This window comes from Bradyrhizobium ingae, assembly GCF_055791185.1.
The window spans coordinates 141642-162209 of the sequence record NZ_JBVUBB010000015.1 but is presented as its reverse complement, the minus strand read 5'-3'; the positions used below and the strand labels follow the sequence as shown (position 1 = coordinate 162209).

Annotated in this window: 18 protein-coding genes; 8 read left to right on the top strand and 10 right to left on the bottom strand. The window is 62.9% G+C overall.

Features of this window, described 5'->3' with window-relative positions; genetic code table 11:
• Positions 1–182: 182 nt before the first annotated feature.
• A complete protein-coding gene (locus ACV1FX_RS22245) occupies positions 183–680 on the bottom strand; it encodes a MarR family winged helix-turn-helix transcriptional regulator (RefSeq protein WP_473119694.1) in 498 nt (165 codons plus the stop codon).
• A gap of 80 nt (positions 681–760) precedes the next feature.
• Here ACV1FX_RS22245 and ACV1FX_RS22240 point away from each other — a divergent pair, with 80 nt between their 5' ends.
• The 3 genes from ACV1FX_RS22240 to ACV1FX_RS22230 are packed head-to-tail and all read left to right on the top strand — an operon-like array spanning position 761 to position 3583.
• Positions 761–1978: a cytochrome P450 gene (locus ACV1FX_RS22240; protein ID WP_473119693.1), complete on the top strand. Its 1218-nt coding sequence runs from the start codon at positions 761–763 to the stop codon at positions 1976–1978.
• A 9-nt stretch (positions 1979–1987) separates the two neighbouring features.
• Positions 1988–2311 carry a 2Fe-2S iron-sulfur cluster-binding protein gene (locus ACV1FX_RS22235; RefSeq protein WP_473119692.1) on the top strand — a complete coding sequence of 108 codons (324 nt, stop codon included), beginning with the start codon at positions 1988–1990 and terminating at the stop codon, positions 2309–2311.
• Between the two features lie 60 nt (positions 2312–2371).
• The gene (locus ACV1FX_RS22230; protein WP_473119691.1) at positions 2372–3583 is read left to right on the top strand and encodes an ABC transporter substrate-binding protein; all 1212 of its coding nucleotides are present in this window, start codon (positions 2372–2374) and stop codon (positions 3581–3583) included.
• 182 nt (positions 3584–3765) lie between these two features.
• Here the strand turns inward: ACV1FX_RS22230 and ACV1FX_RS22225 are convergent, their stop codons facing one another.
• Positions 3766–5031: an NAD(P)/FAD-dependent oxidoreductase gene (locus ACV1FX_RS22225; RefSeq protein WP_473119690.1), complete on the bottom strand. Its 1266-nt coding sequence runs from the start codon at positions 5029–5031 to the stop codon at positions 3766–3768.
• 303 nt (positions 5032–5334) lie between these two features.
• Between ACV1FX_RS22225 and ACV1FX_RS22220 the strand changes: the two genes are divergently transcribed.
• The 5 genes from ACV1FX_RS22220 (at position 5335) to ACV1FX_RS22200 (ending at position 12215) form a co-directional block, all read left to right on the top strand.
• Positions 5335–6507, top strand: a complete 1173-nt coding sequence (locus ACV1FX_RS22220; protein ID WP_473119689.1) for an ABC transporter substrate-binding protein — start codon at positions 5335–5337, stop codon at positions 6505–6507.
• Between the two features lie 495 nt (positions 6508–7002).
• Complete coding sequence (locus ACV1FX_RS22215; protein WP_473119688.1) at positions 7003–8157, top strand: hypothetical protein; 1155 nt, start codon at positions 7003–7005, stop codon at positions 8155–8157.
• Positions 8158–8422: 265 nt separating this feature from the next.
• The gene (locus ACV1FX_RS22210) at positions 8423–8878 is read left to right on the top strand and encodes a hypothetical protein (RefSeq protein WP_473119687.1); all 456 of its coding nucleotides are present in this window, start codon (positions 8423–8425) and stop codon (positions 8876–8878) included.
• A 131-nt stretch (positions 8879–9009) separates the two neighbouring features.
• Positions 9010–10797: a type I secretion system permease/ATPase gene (locus ACV1FX_RS22205; protein WP_473119686.1), complete on the top strand. Its 1788-nt coding sequence runs from the start codon at positions 9010–9012 to the stop codon at positions 10795–10797.
• A complete protein-coding gene (locus ACV1FX_RS22200) occupies positions 10794–12215 on the top strand; it encodes an HlyD family type I secretion periplasmic adaptor subunit (RefSeq protein WP_473119685.1) in 1422 nt (473 codons plus the stop codon). Before ACV1FX_RS22205 ends, ACV1FX_RS22200 begins: the two co-directional genes overlap by 4 nt.
• 18 nt (positions 12216–12233) lie before the next feature.
• Here ACV1FX_RS22200 and ACV1FX_RS22195 read toward each other — a convergent pair whose 3' ends face one another.
• The 8 genes from ACV1FX_RS22195 to ACV1FX_RS22160 form a co-directional block, all read right to left on the bottom strand.
• Complete coding sequence (locus ACV1FX_RS22195; RefSeq protein WP_473119684.1) at positions 12234–13010, bottom strand: LuxR C-terminal-related transcriptional regulator; 777 nt, start codon at positions 13008–13010, stop codon at positions 12234–12236.
• A 270-nt stretch (positions 13011–13280) separates the two neighbouring features.
• Positions 13281–13865, bottom strand: a complete 585-nt coding sequence (locus ACV1FX_RS22190; RefSeq protein WP_473119683.1) for a hypothetical protein — start codon at positions 13863–13865, stop codon at positions 13281–13283.
• A gap of 216 nt (positions 13866–14081) precedes the next feature.
• On the bottom strand, positions 14082–15953 hold the full coding sequence (locus ACV1FX_RS22185; RefSeq protein WP_473119682.1) for a bifunctional sugar phosphate isomerase/epimerase/4-hydroxyphenylpyruvate dioxygenase family protein: 1872 nt from the start codon (positions 15951–15953) through the stop codon (positions 14082–14084).
• Entirely contained in the window at positions 15950–16687 is a 738-nt protein-coding gene (locus ACV1FX_RS22180) for an ABC transporter ATP-binding protein (RefSeq protein ID WP_473119681.1), read from the bottom strand. Before ACV1FX_RS22180 ends, ACV1FX_RS22185 begins: the two co-directional genes overlap by 4 nt.
• A gap of 3 nt (positions 16688–16690) precedes the next feature.
• Positions 16691–17434: an ABC transporter ATP-binding protein gene (locus tag ACV1FX_RS22175; protein ID WP_473119680.1), complete on the bottom strand. Its 744-nt coding sequence runs from the start codon at positions 17432–17434 to the stop codon at positions 16691–16693.
• The gene (locus ACV1FX_RS22170) at positions 17431–18429 is read right to left on the bottom strand and encodes a branched-chain amino acid ABC transporter permease (RefSeq protein WP_473119679.1); all 999 of its coding nucleotides are present in this window, start codon (positions 18427–18429) and stop codon (positions 17431–17433) included. Before ACV1FX_RS22170 ends, ACV1FX_RS22175 begins: the two co-directional genes overlap by 4 nt.
• Positions 18426–19301, bottom strand: coding sequence for a branched-chain amino acid ABC transporter permease (locus ACV1FX_RS22165; protein WP_473119678.1), 876 nt, complete (start codon positions 19299–19301; stop codon positions 18426–18428). Before ACV1FX_RS22165 ends, ACV1FX_RS22170 begins: the two co-directional genes overlap by 4 nt.
• A 105-nt stretch (positions 19302–19406) precedes the next feature.
• On the bottom strand, positions 19407–20534 hold the full coding sequence (locus tag ACV1FX_RS22160) for an ABC transporter substrate-binding protein (RefSeq protein ID WP_473119677.1): 1128 nt from the start codon (positions 20532–20534) through the stop codon (positions 19407–19409).
• Positions 20535–20568 lie beyond the last annotated feature (34 nt).

Genomic DNA, 20568 nt, shown 5'->3' with positions numbered 1-20568 from the left:
ACTGCCATTGTCACAATTATTTTGTTGCCTAGGCAACTAATTTATGAGAATCCTTCGGAGGATGACGGCGGGAAAACCGCTGCGCCCAAACGGGAGGATTCATGTTGGGCAGGAATAGTGCCGCCGGCAATCGCCGGTGCATGCCAGGTGAACGCGATCTGGTGCGCGTTGAGCGCGTGGCCCTACGCGCCGCCGCCTGTGACCGCGCCGAGATTTTCGTGCAGCCGGCGCAACAGATCTATCAGCACCTCCTGCTCGTCCCTGGACAGGCACGACAGCAGCCGGCGCTCGCGCGCGAAGGCTGCGACGATCACCTTGTCGTGGGTGGCGCGGCCTTTTGCGGTGAGCGAGATCGAGTGCGTGCGTCCGTCGTTCGGATCGCTGCGGATCGCCACCAGCCCGCGCTTTTCCAGGCTCGCCAATGTGCGGCTCACCGGACCCTTGTCGAACCCGATGACGAGGCAGATGCGCGAGGCCGGGATGCCCGGCTCGATCGCCAGCAGCGACATGATCCGCCACTCCGTGACGTTGACGCCGAATTCGCGCTGATAGAATGCAGTCGCGCTGTTCGAGAGCTTGTTGGCAATGAAGGTGATGAAGGCCGGGACGTAACGGTCGAGGTCGAGCGTCGGCCCTGCCTCAGTGGGCGTCTTGTCGCTTCTGGTCGGGGGCGCAGTCATCTCATCGAGGCTCGCTTCATGCGCCTCAGAAATAAGGACATGCGCGCGCGCTCCACAAGCGCAAAATTGGGAGGATGTGAATGAGTGCAGCCAGCTCCGCTTCCGGCGACCCGCCCGCCATCCCGCATCTCGATGTCGATCCCTTCGCGATCGCTTTCTTCGCCGATCCTTTCCCCACTCATGACGTGCTGCGGGATGCCGGTCCCGTGGTCTATCTCGACAAGTGGAACGTCTATGGCGTCGCGCGCTATGCCGAGGTCCATGCGGTATTGAACGATCCCATGACCTTCTGCTCCAGCCGCGGCGTAGGCCTCAGCGACTTCAAGAAGGAGAAGCCGTGGCGGCCGCCGAGCCTGATCCTGGAAGCCGATCCGCCCGCCCATACCCGCACCCGCGCCGTGCTCTCGCGCGTGCTGTCGCCGACGGTGATGAAGCAGGTGCGCGATCGTTTTGCCGCCGCCGCCGAGGAAAGGGTCGATGTGCTGCTCGGGAAGCGCAGCTTTGATGCCATTGCCGATCTTGCCGAAGCCTATCCGCTCTCGATCTTTCCGGATGCGCTGGGCTTGAGGCCGGAAGGCCGCGAGCATCTCATCCCCTATGCGAGCCTGGTGTTCAACGCCTTCGGCCCGCCGAACCAGTTGCGCCAGGAGGCGATCGAGCGCTCGGCGCCGCATCAGGCCTATATCGCCGAACAATGCCAGCGCGAAAACCTCGCGCCCGGTGGTTTCGGAGCCTGCATCCACGCCCGTGTCGACGAAGGTGAGATCACCGCGACAGAGGCGCCGCTGCTGGTGCGCTCGCTGCTCTCGGCGGGACTCGACACCACCGTCAACGGCATCGGTGCGGCGGTCTACTGCCTCGCGCGCTTTCCCGATCAATGGCAGCGCCTGCGCGATGATCCGACGCTCGCGCGCAATGCCTTCGAGGAAGCGGTGCGCTTCGAGAGCCCCGTGCAGACCTTCTTCCGCACCACGACACGCGAGGTCGAGCTTGGCGGCGCCGTCATCGGCGAGGGTGAAAAGGTCCTGATGTTCCTCGGCGCGGCCAACCGCGATCCACGGCGCTGGGACAAGCCGGACACCTACGACATCACGCGCCGTACTTCGGGCCATGTCGGCTTCGGCTCCGGCATTCACATGTGCGTCGGCCAGCTCGTCGCGCGCCTCGAGGGCGAGGTGATGTTGTCGGCGTTGGCGCGGCGCATCGCGAAAATCGAGATCACGGGCGAACCGAAGCGCCGCTTCAACAACACGCTGCGCGGGCTCGACAGCCTGCCGGTCACCATCACTCCGGCCTGAGGATCTCTGATGCCAGCGATCACCTTCATCCATTCCGGCGGCAAGAACGATCGTATCGACGTGAGCGACGGCGAGAGCGCCATGCAGGCCGCGACCCGCCACGGCCTCGACGGCATTCTGGCCGAATGCGGCGGCAACGCGATGTGCGCGACCTGCCATGTCTATGTCGATGAGGGCTGGCTCGCGCGCTTGCCCGCGATGGCAGACGACGAGGACGCGCTGCTCGACGGCGCCGCTGCCGAGCGCACGGCCAACAGCCGGCTGTCCTGCCAGATCAAGATGACGCCCGAGCTTGACGGGCTGGTGCTTCGCCTGCCCGAGCGGCAAATCTGATTGGCCGACCGCCGCCGGCAACGACCGGCCGCGCCGCCAAAACTGTGAGGAGAGGAAACGATGAGGTATTTGAAGTGGACGCTTGCGCTCGCCGGGAGCCTGATCGCCGGCGCGGCCAGCGCCGAGATATCCGATAATGTCGTGCGCATCGGCGTGCTCAACGACATTTCCGGGATTTTTCAGGATACCAACGGCATGGGTTCGGTGGAAGCCGCACGCATGGCCGCGGAAGATTTCAGCGGCGGCGGCAGGAATATCAAGGTCGAGATCGTCTACGCTGACCACCAGAACAAGGCCGACGTTGGCGCGGCGATCGCACGGAAGTGGCTCGACGTCGAAGGTGTGGACGCGATCGTGGACGTGCCGAATTCGGCCGTCGGCCTCTCCATCAACACGCTGCTGCGCGACAGTCGCATGACGTTTCTGGCGTCCTCGACCGCAAGCGCCGATCTCACCGGCAAGGCCTGCTCGCCGAACACCATCCAGTGGGTCAACGACACCTGGGCGACCGGCAACACCACGGCAGCTGCGATGATCTCGCACGGCGGCAAGGAATGGTACTTCCTGACGGTGGACTACGCGCTCGGCAAGGGCATCGAGGCAGAAGCGCAAAAGTACATCGAGGCGCATGGCGGCAAGGTGATCGGCTCGGCCAAGCATCCGCTCGGCACCGCCGATTTCGCCTCCTTTCTGTTGCAGGCGCAGGGCTCGAAGGCGCAGGTGATCGGGCTTGCCAATGCCGGCGGCGACACCATCAATGCGGTGAAGCAGGCCGCCGAGTTCGGCATTCAGCAGAGCGGGCAGAAACTCGTCGCCTTCCTGCTCTTCATCAACGACGTCCACGGCATGGGCCTGAAGGTCGCGCAAGGCCTCCAGCTCATGGAAGCCTTCTACTGGGACATGAACGACGACACCCGAGCCTTCGCAAAGCGCTTTGCGGCGCGTCCCGGCATGAACGGCAAGATGCCGAGCGGCAACCAGGCCGGTGTCTATGCGTCGACGCTCGCCTATCTCAACGCGGTCGCAGCAACGGGCAGCGACAACGCCAAGGACGTCGTGCCGGAGATGAAGAAGCTCAAAGGCAAGGACAAGCTGTTTGGCGACACCGCGATCCGCCAGGACGGCCGCGTCGTGCACCCGATGTATCTGTTCGAGGTGAAGAAGCCGGAAGAATCGAAATACCCGTACGACTACTACAAGCTGGTTTCGACGATCCCGGCGGACCAGGCGTTCCGCCCGTTGGCGGAGGGTGGGTGTTCGCTGGTGAAGTAAGCGGGGCCGCAAGCGCTGTACTCTCTCCCCTTGCGGAAGAGAGTGGCTTTGCGAAGCAAAGCCGGGTGAGGGGGGCTATCCGCGCAAATCTCATGCAGTTGAGCGTGCGGATAGAACCCCTCATCCGCCCTGTCTTCGGCAAGGCACCTTCTCCCGCAAGGAGAGAAAGGAAGAGAGTTCGCTCACCCCGACACCTTGCTGCTGCCTTGCGTGATCAGGCGCGCGGCGCGCTGATCGCGGACGTAGATCCAGAGCCAGGTCAGCGCGACCGCGAGTCGGTGGCGCAGGCCGATCAGGAAATAGATGTGGGCGATGCCCCAGATCCACCACGCGATCGCGCCGCGCAGTTTTATGCGACCGAAATCGATCACCGCGAGCCGCTTGCCGATCTGGGCGAGGCTGCCGGCGTGCTTGTAGCTGAAAGGGCCGAGCTTCTCGCCGCGCAGCCGTGCCTTGATGAGATTTGCAACGTAACGCCCCTGCTGCTTGGCGGCCGGTGCGATGCCGGGCACGGGCTTGCCGTCCCAGGCGGGAACCGTGATGGTGTCGCCGATTGCAAAGACGTCCGGATGGCCGGGCACGGTCAGATCGCCTTCGACCTCGACGCGGCCGGCGCGGTCGGCCGGCGCATTGAGCCATTCGGCGGCGGGCGAGGCGCGCACGCCGGCCGCCCAGATCCGGGTCTTCGCATTCAGCCGTTGACCGCCATACACAACCGCGTCGCGGTCAACCTCGGTGACAGGCTGGTTGAGGACGACCTCGACGCCGATCTTCTCCAGCGAAGCCTGCGCATAGGCCGACAGATCATCGGCAAAGCCGGCGAGCACGCGCGGGCCGGCCTCGATCAAAACGACGCGTGCCTTGCGCGTATCGATGTTGCGGAAGTCGCCCGGCAGCGTGTGGTGCGCCATCTCGGCGATGGTGCCGGCGAGCTCGACGCCGGTCGGACCGGCGCCGATGATGACGAAGGTCAGGCGTGCGGCGCGGCGTTCCGGATCGGTCTCGCGCTCAGCGCGCTCGAACGCGAGCAGGATGTGACGACGCAGCGTGGTCGCATCCTCCAGCGTCTTCAGGCCGGGCGCCCATTGCTCCCATTCGTCGTGGCCGAAATAGGCGTGGCGGACGCCGGTTGCGAGCACCAGCGTGTCATAGGGGACTTCGCTGCCGTCATCGATCAGCACGGCGCGCCGTTCGGCATCGACCCCGCTCACGGTCGCGAACAGCGTCGTCACCTCTGGTCTCGTGCGCATGAGATGGCGGATCGGCCAGGCGATGTCGCTGGTCGCAAGCGAGGCGGTGGCGACCTGGTAGAGCAGCGGCTGAAACAGATGATGGTTGCGGCGGTCGATCAGCGTGATTTCGACCGGCGCGCCACTGAGCCGATAGGTCGTCTCAAGCCCGCCAAAGCCGGCTCCGACGATGACGACGCGGTGGGGTTTTGCAGTCATGAAAGCTGCCCTCGATTCGCTGGATGTGCGCACTCATTAAAGAGCGAAGACGCGGTCTTGGTCCAATAGCCGTCATCAATTGAGGAATAGCGTCGGCATATCGACGAGACCGCGAAAAAGCGCCGCAGCCCTCGCCAAAGCAGGTAGAACTATATTTCTTGCCAGCCGGGTTTGAGGCGAATTATGATGCAGGGGAGGGCGCTGAGCCATTGACGGCTCTCACGATTTTGCGTCCTACACGGAATGAACCGGAAGCGGGCCATCCGCCATTTCCGGGCAATGAAAATGAGGAGGGGATTGGACATGAGGACGGCATTCTGGCTGGCGGGTGTGGCTACGTTCGCGCTGGCAGGCCCGGCATCGGCCGGCGACACCATCAAGATCGGTTTCGTCTCGACCTTCAGCGGCCCAGGCGCTGTGATCGGCAACGACATGCGCAATTCCTTCGAGCTCGCGCTCGACCATCTCGGCCGCAAGATGGACGGCAAGCCGGTCGAGGTGATCTACGAGGACGACCAGCAGAAGCCCGATGTCGGCAAGCAGAAGACCGAAAAACTCGTGCAGTCCGACAAGGTCGATTTCATCGTCGGCTACATCTGGTCCAACGTGCTGCTGGCCTCGCTCAAGACCGCGGTGGATTCCAAGACCTTCCTGATCTCGGCCAATGCCGGTCCGTCGCAGCTCGCCGGCGAGCTGTGTTCGCCTTACGTGTTCTCGACCTCCTGGCAGAATGACCAAACGCCGCAAGCGATGGGCCAGTACATGAATCAAAAGGGCGTCAAGAGCGTCTTCCTGATCGGGCCGAACTACGCGGCGGGCAAGGACATGCTCGCGGGCGTCAAGAGCACGTTCAAGGGCGAGATCAAGGGCGAGGAATACACGGTGTGGCCGAGCCAGCTCGATTTCTCGGCCGAGCTGTCGAAGGCCCGCGCGTCCGGCGCCGAGTCGATCTTCGTGTTCTATCCGGGCCCGGCCGGCGTGCAGTTCCTCAATCAGTATGCGCAGGCAGGCCTGAAGACCCAGATTCCGCTCTACACGGTGTTCACCGTCGACGAGCTTTCACTGCCGCTGCAGAAAGAGAATGCGCTCGGGATCCCCGGCGCACAGGAATGGGTCAACGATCTCCCGAACGACGAGAACAAGCGCTTCGTCGCCGACTACCGCAAGAAGTACACCAACCTGCGCCCGACCTATTACGGCGCGCAGGCTTACGATGCGGCCCAGCTCGTCAACAGCGCCGTCGTGGCGGTGAAGGGCGACACCAGCAAGAAGGACGCGATGAAGGCCGAGATGGAGAAGGCCAACATCAAGTCGCTGCGCGGTTCGTTCAAGTACGGCAACAACCACGTCCCGATCCAGAACTTCTATCTCCAGGACGTGGTGAAGGACGCCGACGGCCAGCTCGCGCTGAAGACGGTCGCCACCATCGTCAAGGACGACCAGGACCGCTTCCACGACAAGTGCCCAATGAAGTGAGGCCGGGTTCTGCCCTCTCTCCGTTTTTCGGGGAGAGGGTCGGGGTGGGGGCTGCCCCACAATCACGGTGAGAGCCCGACTCGCGGAGAAGTCTGCTCACCCGCAATTCGCGCTGCGCATGAACTGCGACTTCTCGTCGCAAGCGGAGCGAGGCGAAGACCTGCACCTGCGGTCTGCTCGCGGAGACGGCCCTCACACGCATCGCGTCGTCGTACGACCTCCCGCAAAAGCTGTCCGCAGCCAAACGGGTATAGACGATCTGACGCTCTCCATTCGAAACGCTGCACTCGAATTGACGACTCGGCTTTTGGCCTGCCCAGGCTGACACTCCTTGACGTCGGGAAGAGGCCCGTCCGGTTGTGCGACGAGGGAGGCGATATGAATTTCTGGTACCCGTCGGACGCGATCGTACCGCTTCACCGCGACCACCATCACCTTGGCGATGATGGCTATGACAGGTTCGCTTCCGCATCGAGGGACTCTTCGCCTTCCTCCATGCCGACCATCGGAGAAGATGGAGCTGGCGCCCATGGCCGGCTCTGGTTTGCGGATCAGGAGACGCACTCTCCCGCCGAAACGATGAGCCGGCACGATGCCGTGTCTCACCACGCCAATCCATCCGCTGGAGTCGGATCCGGATCGGGCAATCCGGCGCTCGGTTCGATCCAAAGCGGAGACAGTGTGGCCGGTAATGGCGGAGATGGTCATTCCTATGGAGGCATCGTTCATGCCTCCATTCTGATCTATGAACCGATCAACATATCGGTGTCCGTCGGATATGGCTCGGTTGCCTTGGCCGAGCAAACCAACGACGTGAATGTCGATCAATCCGCCTTTCAGGTGGCGGGGATCGGAGGAGATGGCGGCAACGGCAATATCGCGACGGGCGGCAGTAGTGCCGGCATCGGAGGCGACGGCTATTTCTCCGGCGCGTTGGTCGACGCACCAGTCGTGATCTACCACCCGGTCAATATCGCGGTGGCGGGCCCAGGCGGCGCCGCATACGCAAGTCAGTCGAATGCGGTCGATATCGATCAATCGGTCGTCCAGATCGCAGGTGTTGGCGGGAGCGGGGGAAACGGCAACTTCGCCGGTGGCGGCAGCGTCATGACGCTCGATCCCGCCTGGGGATCAGGCAACGGCGGAGATGGTTCCTTCTCTGGAGAGCTCGTTCACACGTCCTTCGTGCTGTACGACCCGATCAACATCGCGGTCGCGGGTTTCAATTCCAATGCTTACGCGATCCAGACCAACAGCGTGCAGGTGGATCAGTCCGTCTTTCAGCTGGCCGGCATCGGAGGAAACGGTGGCAACGGCAACGTTGCGATGGGTGGCATCGGAAACCTGGTCTCCCATGGTCTGTGGGGTGGCTCCGACGCGATAGCGACCGGGGTAAATGGTGCGGGCAACGGCGGAAGTGGCCACTCTTCGGGGAGCCTGATCGATGTCAGCGTCGCGATCTATGCTCCCATCAATATCGCGATCGCCGGTCCGCATTCGACGGCAGTGGCCGATCAGACCAACGACGTTCACATCGACCAGAGCGCGGTCCAGATCGCGGGGGTAGGCGGCGACGGCGGCCATGGCAATCTCGCGCAGGGCGGCGATCTCGCTGCGCATGTTTTGTCAGATCTGCACTTGATGGCGTAGCGAGAGATGCGCCGCTCGCCCAAACGCATCGCGGCTTAGGCTTGTCGATGCGCTACGCATGCAAGCACCTGGACGCATCATGACCTCTGCGACGTCAAATTATCATCAGGGGGGTCATACTTTCGTGCGTAGGCCCACCGAACCGGATGGTGCCCGATTTGGCATCTATCGCCGCCCGGCATGCGCGGATCAGAGTCGCTGAGCGTGTCCGTCTGATCGGGATGGATGATGCGTGCAAGCCAACAAACGCAGGGAGCCTCAAATGATGCCCAAGGCGATAAACATTTCAGATTCAATCGGATTCAAATCGATCGACACCGGCGGCCAAAACGTCGGAAACGGCGGTGACGGCACGTTCAAGGGAGCCATCATCAACAAGCCGACGCTCACCTTCGACCCGACCAACAAGACGGAAGGTGCCGACGTGCACGTCAACACCGGCGATCACGTCAAGCAAACGGCGGACTGGGACGCCGGCGGCGCGAACGCGACCGCCTCATGGTTCGCAAAGGCGCATGGCGGAACCGCCACATCGAACGGAAGCCAGAGTTCGGAGAGCGGCAACGATACCTCCAAGGTATACGCGAATACGGATGCGACCCAGATCAACAAGCTCTGGGTTGACCAGCACCAGGACGTGGTGGCCGGTATCGGTGGTAACGGTGGAAGCCTCAATTCTGCGGAGGGTGGAGACGTCGGCTTCCACTTCGACGTGCTCTGATCGGTTGTTCGTCGTGTCGCGGGGACCGGCGTCGCGTGCCGCCGGTCCCGGATTTTCCGCCAAGAGTTCGTCATCGTGTCGATCGATGGGCGGGCGTGAGGACCAACCCCAATCTCCGGCGGTGACAAGACATGCTGATGCCGCCCTTCCGAACGCCGCTTCTGCCGCCAGCCCGGACACCCCTGGAGGCTGCGCTTTGGGCCTGCGCGGGCCCGCTTGGTCTCGTGTTCGCGTATAGCTGCAGCTACAATCTTCTGCTGTTTGCACCCTCGATTTACTTGCTTCAGATCTACGATCGGGTCTTGTCGAGCCGGAGCGGCGACACGCTGCTGATGCTCACCCTCATTGTTGCGCTCACGGTCGCTGTCGGTGGAGTGTTTGACGCATTGCGCCGCGTCCTGTTGGGCCGCCTCGGCGCGTGGGTTGAAGATAGACTTCGTCCCTGCGTGCTTTCTGCGTGCCTCGAATCCGCCTTTCGCGGCGATTGGGTCCGGTCGCCGGACGCATATCGTGATCTCACCGCTCTGCGCCAGTTCGTTGAATCCAGCGCATGCCCGCTGCTGTTCGATGCACTCTGGACGCCGTTGTTTCTCTGTGTCCTCTTTCTCGTTCATCCCCTCCTTGGGGTCGTGGGGGCCTGCAGCGTCGTTCTGCTGTTCGGCCTCACGCTTGCAGGCGACCTGTTCACGGACGAGGCTACGGTCAGGTCCGGCGCCGCCTTGTCCAGGAGCTACGGCCGGCTCGCAGCCGCGCTCGGCAATATTCAATTGATCCGCGCAATGGGGATGTTGGATGGCACGGCGCGTCTGATCTACAACGATGCACAAGAAGCACGCAAAGAGCACGATGTTGCGCTCTCGCGCTACGCGCTCATCATGTTCGTGACCAAGCCGTTGCGTGCGCTGTCTCAGGTCGTGATCATGGGAGCTGCAGCGTGGCTCGTGCTCGACTACGGCAAGAGCCCGGCGATTATTTTCGTGGCGACACTGATGTCCGGCCGTGCCATCGCACCGGTCGAAGGTGCGATTGCAAGCTGGAAATCGCTCGCGACGGCCATGAAAGCCTATCGGCGGCTCGGCGCCATGCTCGCCCAAGTCCCGGCCGCGGGAGTGAATGCGGGATTCTCGGCCCAGCAGCCGCTGAGTGGTCTCGTCCTCGACAACGTCAGCCTGAGGTTGCCCGGGACCAACAGATCTCTGTTGCAAGGCGTCTCGTTCGATCTCGCGCCCGGCGAATGCCTTGGCATCATCGGTCCATCCGGCTCGGGCAAGTCGCTGCTTGGCCAGGTCATTGCCGGAGTCACGAGTCCGACGCACGGTCGTGTCTTGCTCGACAATGCCGACGTATCGCTGCTCCGGGAGGGGCGAGGTGGTCGCCATCTCGGATATCTGCCTCAAGACATCAATCTTTTTGGCGAAACGATCAACGAGATCATCGCGCGGCTTGAAGACGCCGATCCACGTGAGATCGTCGAGACTGCCAAGCTCGTCGGCATACATGAGGCGATCATGCGGTTGCCGCAGGCTTACGACACCGTGGTCGCCAGCGGGGGCGAGGCCTTTTCTCGCGGATACCGCCAGCGCCTTGGTCTAGCTCGGGCTTTTTTTCGCAGCCCGCGCCTCGTCGTTCTTGACGAGCCGAACGCCAGTCTCGACTACGCTGGCGAGCGGATGCTGCTGGATGCCATCGAGCAATTGAAGATTGCCAATGCCATGGTGGTCGTCGTCACTCATCGAATGGGAATCCTCGGAGCCACGGACAAGATTGCCATCATGGAAGGCGGCGCGGTCGTCGCGTTCGGCGAAAGCGAGGAAATGTTCGAGCGGCATCTGAGCAGGCCCCAGGTGATATCGCAAGTCGTGCCGGGCGAGAGCGCACCCGCGACCGCCAAGGTGCCGGGACCAGCGGTTCGCCCATGATCTGGAAACAGGCCACGCGCTCCCCGCTGAGCTCCCCACCTGCCGGGCGGCGGTTCGGTATCGTGATTACCGCAATCGACGACTACGAACCTCTTGAGTTTCCATGGTGCACGGCCCCGACGCCGGTCTCGCCACGCACGAAGCTCCGCGGCGTGACGCTGGCAGGCAATCTGCTCGTGCTCGGCTTCATGCTGGGGCTCGGCACATGGTCGAGCCTTGCGCCGCTGGAGAGCGCGGCGATCGCTTCCGGCGTCGTGGAATCGGAATCGAGCCGCAAGACCATCCAGCATCTGGAGGGCGGCATCATCGGGAGGATTCTGGTTTCAGATGGCGACGTCGTGCGTCGCGGTCAGGCATTGATCGTGCTGGACGACACGAGGGCTCGCGCCGAGGTACAAGGCCTTCAAGGCCAACTGTGGGATGCAATGGCACGTGTAGCTCGGCTTGAGGCCGAGCAGCGTGGATATGAGAAGCTCTCGTTTTCGGAGACGCTGGAGCAGGCTGCCAGCGCGAATCTGGCCGCTGCCACCATTCTGTCGGCGCAGCAGACCGTCTTTTCTGCGCGGCGGAAGGTGTTTCAGTCGCAGGTGGCGGTGCTTCGGGAAAGGAGAGGGCAGGTCGAAAAGGAGATCGAAGGCCTCAAGGCTCAGGAGGCTGCCGTCGCGCAGCGAATCGACATCGCCAGGGAGGAACTCGACATGGTTGCCACGCTCGTCAGCAAGGGCCTCGAGCGGCGGCCGCGCCTTTTGAATCTTCAACGGGAATTGGCGGATATCGAGGGGCGTCGGGGCGAGATAGGCGCGCAGATCTCGCGCGCCGGGCAAGTGATCAGTGAGTCGCAGGCAAATCTGGTTAAGCTCGAGAGCGACAGGCAGAGCGAGATCGTACAAGCACTACGCGAGGCACAGAACCAGATATTCCAGCTGCGCGAGCGGTTGCCGGCGGCCCAGGACCAGTTGTCACGAACAGAGATCAAGGCGCCTGAGGACGGCGTAGTGACCGATCTGCGGGTACATACGCCGGGAGGCGTGATCGGAGCGGGTGCCCCGCTCATGGACTTGGTGCCCCGGCAGGACCGCCTGATCGTCACAGCCCGCCTGAGGCCCGAGGACATCGACGTGGTTCATCCCGGCCTGAATGCCGAGGTGCATCTCCTGCCGTACAATCAACGTCGTGTGCCGCGGCTGAAAGCAATCGTGACGCATGTGTCGGCCGACCGGCTTCTCGATAAGCGGACCGACCTGCCATATTACGCGACGAGAATTCGTATTGACGACGCGCAGATCGCCGCAAACGACATCCAGATCATTCCGGGGATGCCGGTTCAGGTTTTCATCACGACAGGGCGTGGCTCAGTCGCGCTTTACGCGCTAAGACCCCTGCTCGACAGTTTCCATGGCGCGTTCCGCGAGGATTGAGTGCCGCAGGGCGGGCATCTATGCCTCGGGAATTGAAGAGGCGTTCGTGTCACTATCGCGACCGTGTGCCGACAATCGACCGCTCCAGCGAAGAACGGCTTCGGTGCGATTGCGGGCGGCGCATTTTCGCATGATGTGCTGAATGTGCATTTTGACGGTGTTCTCGGAAAGGTTCAGCTTGGCGGCAATCAATTTGTTGGGCAGACCGAGCTCCAGCTCCGTCAGCACTTGCTGTTCGCGAGGTGTGAATTCGGTCGCATTCCTGTCGGGCGTGTTCCTGTCACCATTCGAGTACGCCGATCCAAGTGCGCGAGGATATGGCTGGTCGAGCCCGGGTGCTTTGCCCAGCTCGATGACCGGCAGTGGCCTGTAAACCCCGCCGGCCAGAACAAGGCGCAGGCCGGCAACGGCGACTTCAATGGGAAGCGAGGTGGGGAAGAAACCACGCACACCCCGCTGCATTGCCGCCAGTGCGCTGGCCTCGTCGTCACGATTGGAGATGAGAGCGATGGAGGCGTTCAGGCAGCACTCCGCGATCAGCGCAAGGTCGTCCTCGACGATGCGATCGTCCGGCGCCTTGTCCCCGATGCTCAGCGCGACCAGACGAACGTCCCGCGCGGGAACGCAATCCAGTCCCTGAGTGGTCGCGATGTCGACGATCTCAAGTGACGCCAGTTCGCGCCTGAGAATGCTCAGAATGCTGGTGCGTGTGAGCGTGAGTTGCTCGATCAGCACCAGGACGGGCAATTGGAGGGTTTCGTTGAGCCGCTCGGCGGAATGAACCTTATCGTGCATAATGTCCTCGAATGTAAAGAACTCTGTAAGCTCACCTCACTCCCGTAACCGCAACACGTTGCACATCGGAAAGCCGATGCTTCAATTCATCTTGCGGTCCCGCCTGCGCACTCTGGGTCAGAGCGCAGCTGTCAGTTCAGTTGCCAGGAAATTCTTTCCACGCAATTCTTTCCACGCAATTCATCGCACGGCGCGCGCCTCGCGATGGCCTTCCGGTCTTCGATCGCGCGCAAACCTTTGCGATCTTTGGTTCGCTTTCCACCTCATGCTCTAGTTACAGATGTTGCGATAAGCGATCGCCGCCGCCGAGCTTGCCGGTCCGTCGACGACATAGGCGTCGTTCTCCTTCACGAGATAGAGAAAGGGCCTTTCCCCGGTCTCCTCGCCTGACGCATTCCTCCCTTTGACGCGCCCGCAAATGGTATCCACGGAACGCCCCAATGTATTCTTCCTGATGGCCCGCTTCATATCGCTGAATTCGGCGGAGTTCGGGTCCTCCATCTTTGCTGCGATCGAAGCCTTTGCCTTATTCAATACGGAATCGGAAGCTTCCGCTGCCGGATTGGATGACGCGACATGGATTCGTGTCGCCGGAGGCGCTGCCTTGGCCAGTTTAGCGCGGCCGCGATGCTGCTCCGATGGTCTCTTGCTCGACCGCGTCGCGCTCGCAGGACTGGCTCTGGCAATCAAGGGATCCGGCCCGAGGGCAACAGGCTTGGCTGCCGGCGGGTGAGCCATTGACACTCTGTCAAAACAGGGTTGCGGACCGCAGCCCAGGAAGTAACCCTGAGAGGGCGCAAAGAAGCCAAAGCCGATCAAAATTCCGGCCAGCACACCAATGAAAAGCAGTCCCATCCGATTCGCCTCCTCGGGGGCGGAGCTCGGTTCGCACTTGTGACTAAGACGTACTTTCGCGCTGATGATCCATTAGTTGCGCAAAAGCATTAAGCGCTCATTAAGCGTTCTTCACATCAGAGGTTGCGCGCCTGCTGTTGCACCAAGCGCAGATTGATTCAATCGGCCCGTCGCGAGATGTCGCGCGGTTCTATTTCAGACGCAAACTGCATTCACTCAGATGCGCGGCATGCTTGAGGGGCGCACTTCGCGGGCCTGTGCAGCAAGCCTGATCGCGGCATTCGCCGCGCCAAAGCCCTGATAATTGCGGCGCTCGACGATCTCGAAGAAGAAGCGCTCGTCGAAGATGTGAGTGTAGACCTGGAAGAACTCGCCGTCGCCCTCGCGATCGTAGAGGATCTGATTTTCGCGAAGCAGCGCCATCACCTCGGGCGCGAGATCATATTTGGCCTCGATGTCGTCGTAGTAATTGTCAGGGATTTCCAGAAACCCCGCGCCACGTTTGCGCATGGCGGCAACCGTCGCGAAGATATCCTGGCAGGAGAAGGCGATGTGCTGCACGCCAGAGCCAAAAAACTCCGAGATGAAGCGCGCCGGCAGCGTGCGATTGGCCGAGGAGCCGTTGAGCACGAAGCGCAGGCTCAGGTCGCCATTGATGATCGCCTGGCTCTGCACGAGGCCACGGGGGTCCGCGATCTCCATCTGCGGCAGCCGGGTCAGATCGAGGATGCCGGTGTAGAACAAGAGCCAGGACAGCATCTCGTCATAGGGCATCGACTGCGCGATGTGGTCGACCGCGAGAAGCTGGTCGGTGCCGGCGTTGCTGGCGACCTCTTCGAAATCGGTATCCCAGTTCTTGCCGGCCTGGTCGGGAAAATAGAGCAGGCTGCCGCCGACGCCGTGGATGGCGGGGATCTCCAGCTCGCCCGGACCAACCGGAGAATAGAAGGTGCGCGCCTTCAGTGCCTCCGCGCGGGCCATGGCGCGGCCGGAATCGTCGACGTCGAGCGCGATGGCGCAGACGCCGGGACCGTGCGTGACGTAATGCGAATGCGCAAAGCCGTCGGTCTCGCAGTTGATGACGAGCTCTACCTCGCCTTGCGTCCAGCGCTCCACCGCCTTGCTGCGATGGTTGCCGGTCTTGCGGAAGCCGAGCTGCGAGAACAGGCCGGCGAGCTCCGCCGCCTTGGTCTCGTTGACGGCGAATTCGATAAAACCGGTGCCGCGGGTCTTCGCCTTCGGTGCTAGCTGCTTGCCGGCGAGCTTCGGCCATTTTGCCGCGAGCTGGTCCTGCAGCAGGATCAGCGAGCGCAGGCCGTCGGTCGCCGTCTGCGCGGCGGAGCCGGCGCGGAATTGGTCGTTGAAGATTTCGAGCGACAGCGGTCCGGCATAGCCGGTCGCCGCGATCGCCTCCATGAATTCGCCGACCGGCAGATCGCCCTGGCCGGGGAACGAGCGGAAGTGCCGGCTCCAGGAGAGGATGTCGAGCTCGAGCTTCGGCGCATCGGCAAGCTGCACCAGAAAGATCTTGTTGCCGGGGATCGAGGCCATCGCACGCGTCGGGAAGCTTGGGGCCAGTGCGTGAAAGCTGTCGAGGATGACTCCGATCGCGGGATGGTCGGCGCGGCGCACGATCTCCCAGGCATCGCGATAGTCGTTGACGTGGCGTCCCCAGGCCAGCGCTTCGTAGCCGACGCGCAAGGAGCGCTTGGCCGCGCGGTCGCCGAGCTCGCGGAAATCGTCCGCGGCGCGGTCAATGCCACCGAGCGAAGCCGGCGAGACGTTGCTGCAGATCAGGAGGAGGTCGGTGCCAAGCTCCTGCATCAAATCGAACTTGCGCTCGGCGCGGGCAAAGTTGCGCGAGCGCTGTGGCTCGGGCATGCCCTCGAAATCGCGGAACGGCTGGAAAGCGCAGATCTCGAGGTTGAGATCCTTGCAGAGGCGAGCCACCTCGCGCGGGCTCGCGCCGAACGACAACAGGTCGTTTTCGAAAATCTCGACGGCGTCGAAGCCGGCCGACGCGATAGCGCGGAGCTTTTCGTCCAGCGCGCCTGAGAGCGAGACCGTTGCGATCGAGCGCTTGTTCATGCTGCCGTCTCCTCCATGGCGCCGCCGAGGAACAATTGTCCGATGCGCGGATCGTTCAGAATCGTCTCCGCCTTGTCGACCATGCGGGTCTGGCCGAGCTCGAGCACGATGCCGAAATCGGAGATCTCCAGCGCCGAGCGCGCGTTCTGTTCGATCATCAAAATCGTCACGCCGCGGTCGCGCAAGGATTTCAGGATATCGAAAGTCTGCTGCACCATCAGCGGCGACAGGCCGATCGAGGGCTCGTCGATCAGCACGAGCTTTGGCTCGAGCAGGAGCGAGCGCGCGATCTCGAGCTGCTTCTGCTCGCCGCCCGACAGTGTCGAGGCCTGCTGCGCCGACTTGCGCCGCAGCGCGGGGAACAGGTCGAGCGCGGCTTCGATACGGCTGGGCAGGTCGATGCCCTTCTCCGCCGCGACGCCGCCGAGCTCGATATTGTGGCGCACCGACAGTTCGGGAAAAATATTACGGCCCTGCGGTACGTAGCAGATGCCGGCATTGAGCAGCGCACGCTGGCTCAAGTTGGTGACGTCGCGGTTCGCGAAGCTGATCTTGCCCTCGCGCAGCTTCAAGAGGCCGAAGATCGCCTTGAACACGGTGGATTTGCCGGCGCCGTTGGGGCCGATGATCGTGGTGATGGTGGCCGGCGGCACAGAAAACGTCGTGCCGTTCAGGATCGTCATCTTGCCGTAGCCGCCGACGAGATTGTGAACCGAGAGGATCGGATCGCTCATGGTCTAGTGTCCCAAATAGGCTTCGATCACGGCGGGGTTTTTGCGCACCTCGTCCGGCCGCCCCATCGCCAGCACCTTGCCTTCCGCCATCACCATCACGCGCGAGCACAGCGACATCACGAATTCCATGTTGTGCTCGATCACCACGAAAGTCGCGTTCTTCTCGCGGTTGATCGCGATCAGGCGCTCCTTCAGGTCCGACAGCATCGTCGGGTTGACGCCGCCGGCGGGCTCGTCGAGCAGCACCAGGCGTGGTCCACCCATGAAGGCCATGGCGGCGTCGAGCAGTTTCTGCTGGCCATAGGACAGGCCGCCGGCCGGCTCGGCGGCGAGATGGTCGAGCTTGAAGAAGCCGATCATCTGGTTGGCGGCATCAGTCAGCCCGGCGTCGGAGCGGCCGACCAGGCGCGATGCCATGTTGCCCTGGTGCTCCTGCCCGGCAAGGATCAGGTTCTCGCGCACCGAGAGCTTTGGAAACACTTGCAGGAGCTGAAAGGTCCGGCTGACCCCGAGCTTGTTGAGCTCGGACGGGCGCAGGCCCGTGACTGTCCTGCCGTCGAGCCTGACCTCGCCGCTGCTCGGCGTGAGCTGGCCGAGGATGCAGTTGAACAGCGTCGACTTGCCGCAGCCGTTTGGCCCGATCAGGCCGAGGATCTCGCCCTCGCGAACATCGAAGCTGACGCCATCGACCGCGTTGATGCCGCCAAAATTCTTCTTGATGTCAGCGACTTCGAGCACCGCACTCATTGCGCCGTCTCCAGGCGGGATTTTGCGACGGCCCTGAGCGCAGACGCAGCCTTGGTGCGCCGCGCGGCCATGTAGCGATCGAGGATCCCCAGGATGCCGGTCGGCGACCAGATCAGCAGCAGCATTACCGCGATCGCGTAGAGCATCAGGTAATAGCCCTCGGTGAAGCGCAGCCATTCCGGCAGCAGCACCGCGATCATCGCGCCGAGGAAGGGACCGAAATAGAAGCCGGCGCCGCCGACGATCACCATCATCAACAGGTCGAGCGAGAGCGACAGGTTGAACGGCACCGGATCGATATATTGCGTCAGCGGCGCGTAGAGCGCCCCGGCGACGCCGCCGAGCGCCGAACCGATGGCGAACGCCATCAGTGTGTAGCGGCGGGTGTCGACGCCGAGCGACTGCGCGCGAAGCGGATTCTCGCGCAGCGCGATGAAGGCGCGGCCCCAGGGCGAACGGATCAGCCACCACACGGCGAGCGAGACGATCGCGAGCGAGCCGAGGCAGACATAGTAGAACGGCAGCGGCTTGTTGGTTGCGATGCCGAAAATATGTGGCCGCGGAATATTGGAGATGCCGTAGATGCCGCCGGTCAGCCAGCTCTCGTTGCGGAACACCAGGAAGGCGAGGGTGGAGAAGGCGAGCGTGACGAAGGCGAGGTAATGGTGCTGCACGCGCAGCGCCGGATAGCCGAGCACCCAGCCGACCGTAAAGCTAAGCGCAATGGCGACCACGATCGCGGCAGGCAACGGCCAGCCATGGGTCGTCATGATCGCAGCGGCGTAAGCGCCGATGCCGACGAAGGCGCCCTGCGCCAGCGAGACCTGGCCGGCGTAGCCGAGCGTGAGATTGAGCCCCATCGCCGCGATCGTCATCACGGCCCACTGACTCAGGATGAACAGGCCGTAGCGGTTGAAGTTCATGGGAACGACGATCAGCGCGGCGATGACGATGAGCCCGAGTGCAATCTTCAGAGGCTTGGCAAATCCGGTCATACCGTGCGCTCCTCGGCGCGGCCGAGCAGGCCCTGGGGGCGGAACAGAATGACGATGATCAGAACGAGCATCGGCACTGCCGCGCGATATTGCGTCGAGACGTAGGCAGCCGCGAGATTGTCGAGCACCCCGATCAGGAGGCCGCCGGCGATCGCGCCGCGCACCTGGTTGAAGCCGCCGACGATCGCGGCGATGAAGGCGGCCTGGCCCAGCACCTCGCCGGAGGAGAATTTCGCCAGATAGATCGGCGTGATCAGGAGCGAAGCCAGCGCGACCAGGAAGGCGTTGATCAGGAAGGTCAGGAGGATCATCCGCTCGACCGGCACGCCGATGATGCGCGCCACCGTCGGGTTCTGCGCTGCTGCCTGCATCTGGTGGCCGAGCGAAGTGCGGTTCAGAAGCGCGGTCAGCCCGACCACCGCGAGAATGGCGACGACGAGCACACCGATGCTTTGCAACGAGACGGCATGTCCAAAGACAGAGATGTCACCGGTCGGGACGATCGAGGGGAAGGGCGACGCCTCGGCGCTGAAGAACTGCTTCACGGCTTCCTTGATGCCGATTGCGAGGGCCATGGTGGCGATCGCCAGCGGCAGCACGCCATGGCGCATCATCGGATCGACCAGCAGCATCTTGAAGGCGAGGCCGAGCAGGATCATCGAGAGCAGGATGCCGAGGATGATGGCGAGCCAGAACGGCGCCCCCACATGCATCGCCGCCAGCATCAGAAACGCCGGCAGCATCACGAATTCGCCCTGCGCGAAATTGATGGTCTGCGAGGTCTGCCAGAGCAGCGTGAAGCCGACCGCCACCAAAGCGTAGATGGCGCCTGTTGCAAGTCCTGCGACCAGAAGATCGAACAGATTGGACATGAGTTTTCTTGGATCGTTTAGAGCCCGATTGAACTGGATCGACGCGAATTCAGGTCCATCGCTCCCTCTCCCCGCTCTGCGCGGGGAGAGGGGTAGGGCACAAGCTCACTTCAGCTTCGGCAGCACCTGCTTCACGACCTGCTTGCCTTCCACGACCTCGACCAGGAAGCTCTGGCGGTCGATGTCGCCGTTCTGGTCGAAGGTGACGTCCATCAGGATGCCCGGCTCCTCGGAAGCCTTGATGGTCAGGCCGTGCAGCGTGTCGGCGAACGCCTTGGAGTCGACCTTGCCCATCTTCTCGGTGGTGGCCTTCACCATGTAGACGGCGAGGTAGCCCTTCAGGCCGTTGTGGTCGGGCACATAATTGTACTTCTTGGAGAACCGATCGCGGAAGCCCTTGATCAGGTCGACCGGCGCGTCGGTGGTGAGGCCGACATGGCCGCGCGCGCCGTTGGCGGCATCGCCGGCAAGCTCGATCACCTTCTGGCCGATCAGCGTGGTCTCGCCCATCAGCGGCGCGGTGACGCCCTGGCGCTTCAGCTCTTTGAGGATGCGCGCGCTCTCTTCTTCATTCAGATAGACGAACACGGCGTCCGGATTGGCGGCCTTGATCTTGCCGACGTCGGCGGCGAAGTCGGCCTGGCCGGCTTCGGTCGAGAGATCGGCGACGACCTTGGAGCCGAGGCGGTCGAGCTCCTTGACGATCACGTCACGTCCGCCGCGGCCGAAGTCATTATTGACCCAGACCACCGCGACCGTCTTCGCCTTCATGTCGTCGTGGATGTATTTTGCGACCTTCGGCATCGAGGATTGCTGGCCGAACGAGGTGCGGAACAGGAACTTGTTGCCTGCCTGCGTCAGCTCGGCGGCCTCGCCGCCCATGATCTGCGCGATGCCGGCTTCGGCGGCGAGCGGCGCGGTGACCTTCACCGAGCCGGAATAGCCGGGCCCGAGCAGCACATAGGGCTCGGCGTCGAGCGCCTTCTGCACCTGCGCGCGCGCCACGCCCGGGTTGGACTGCGAGTCGGCATGCGTGACCTCGAGCTTGCGGCCGAGCACGCCGCCTTTGGCGTTGATCTCCTCGATCGCGAGATCGATGCCGTTCTTCCAGTTGGTGCCGACGGTAGCGCCGCCGCCAGACAGCTCGGCGACGTCGGCCAGCTTGATCGGCTGCGCGAAGGCGCTCGTTGCCATGGCAACCGCAAACAGGGCGCCCAGTAATGTTGATTTCATCTCACTCCTCCGGTTTCTCTTCAGTTATGCAAGC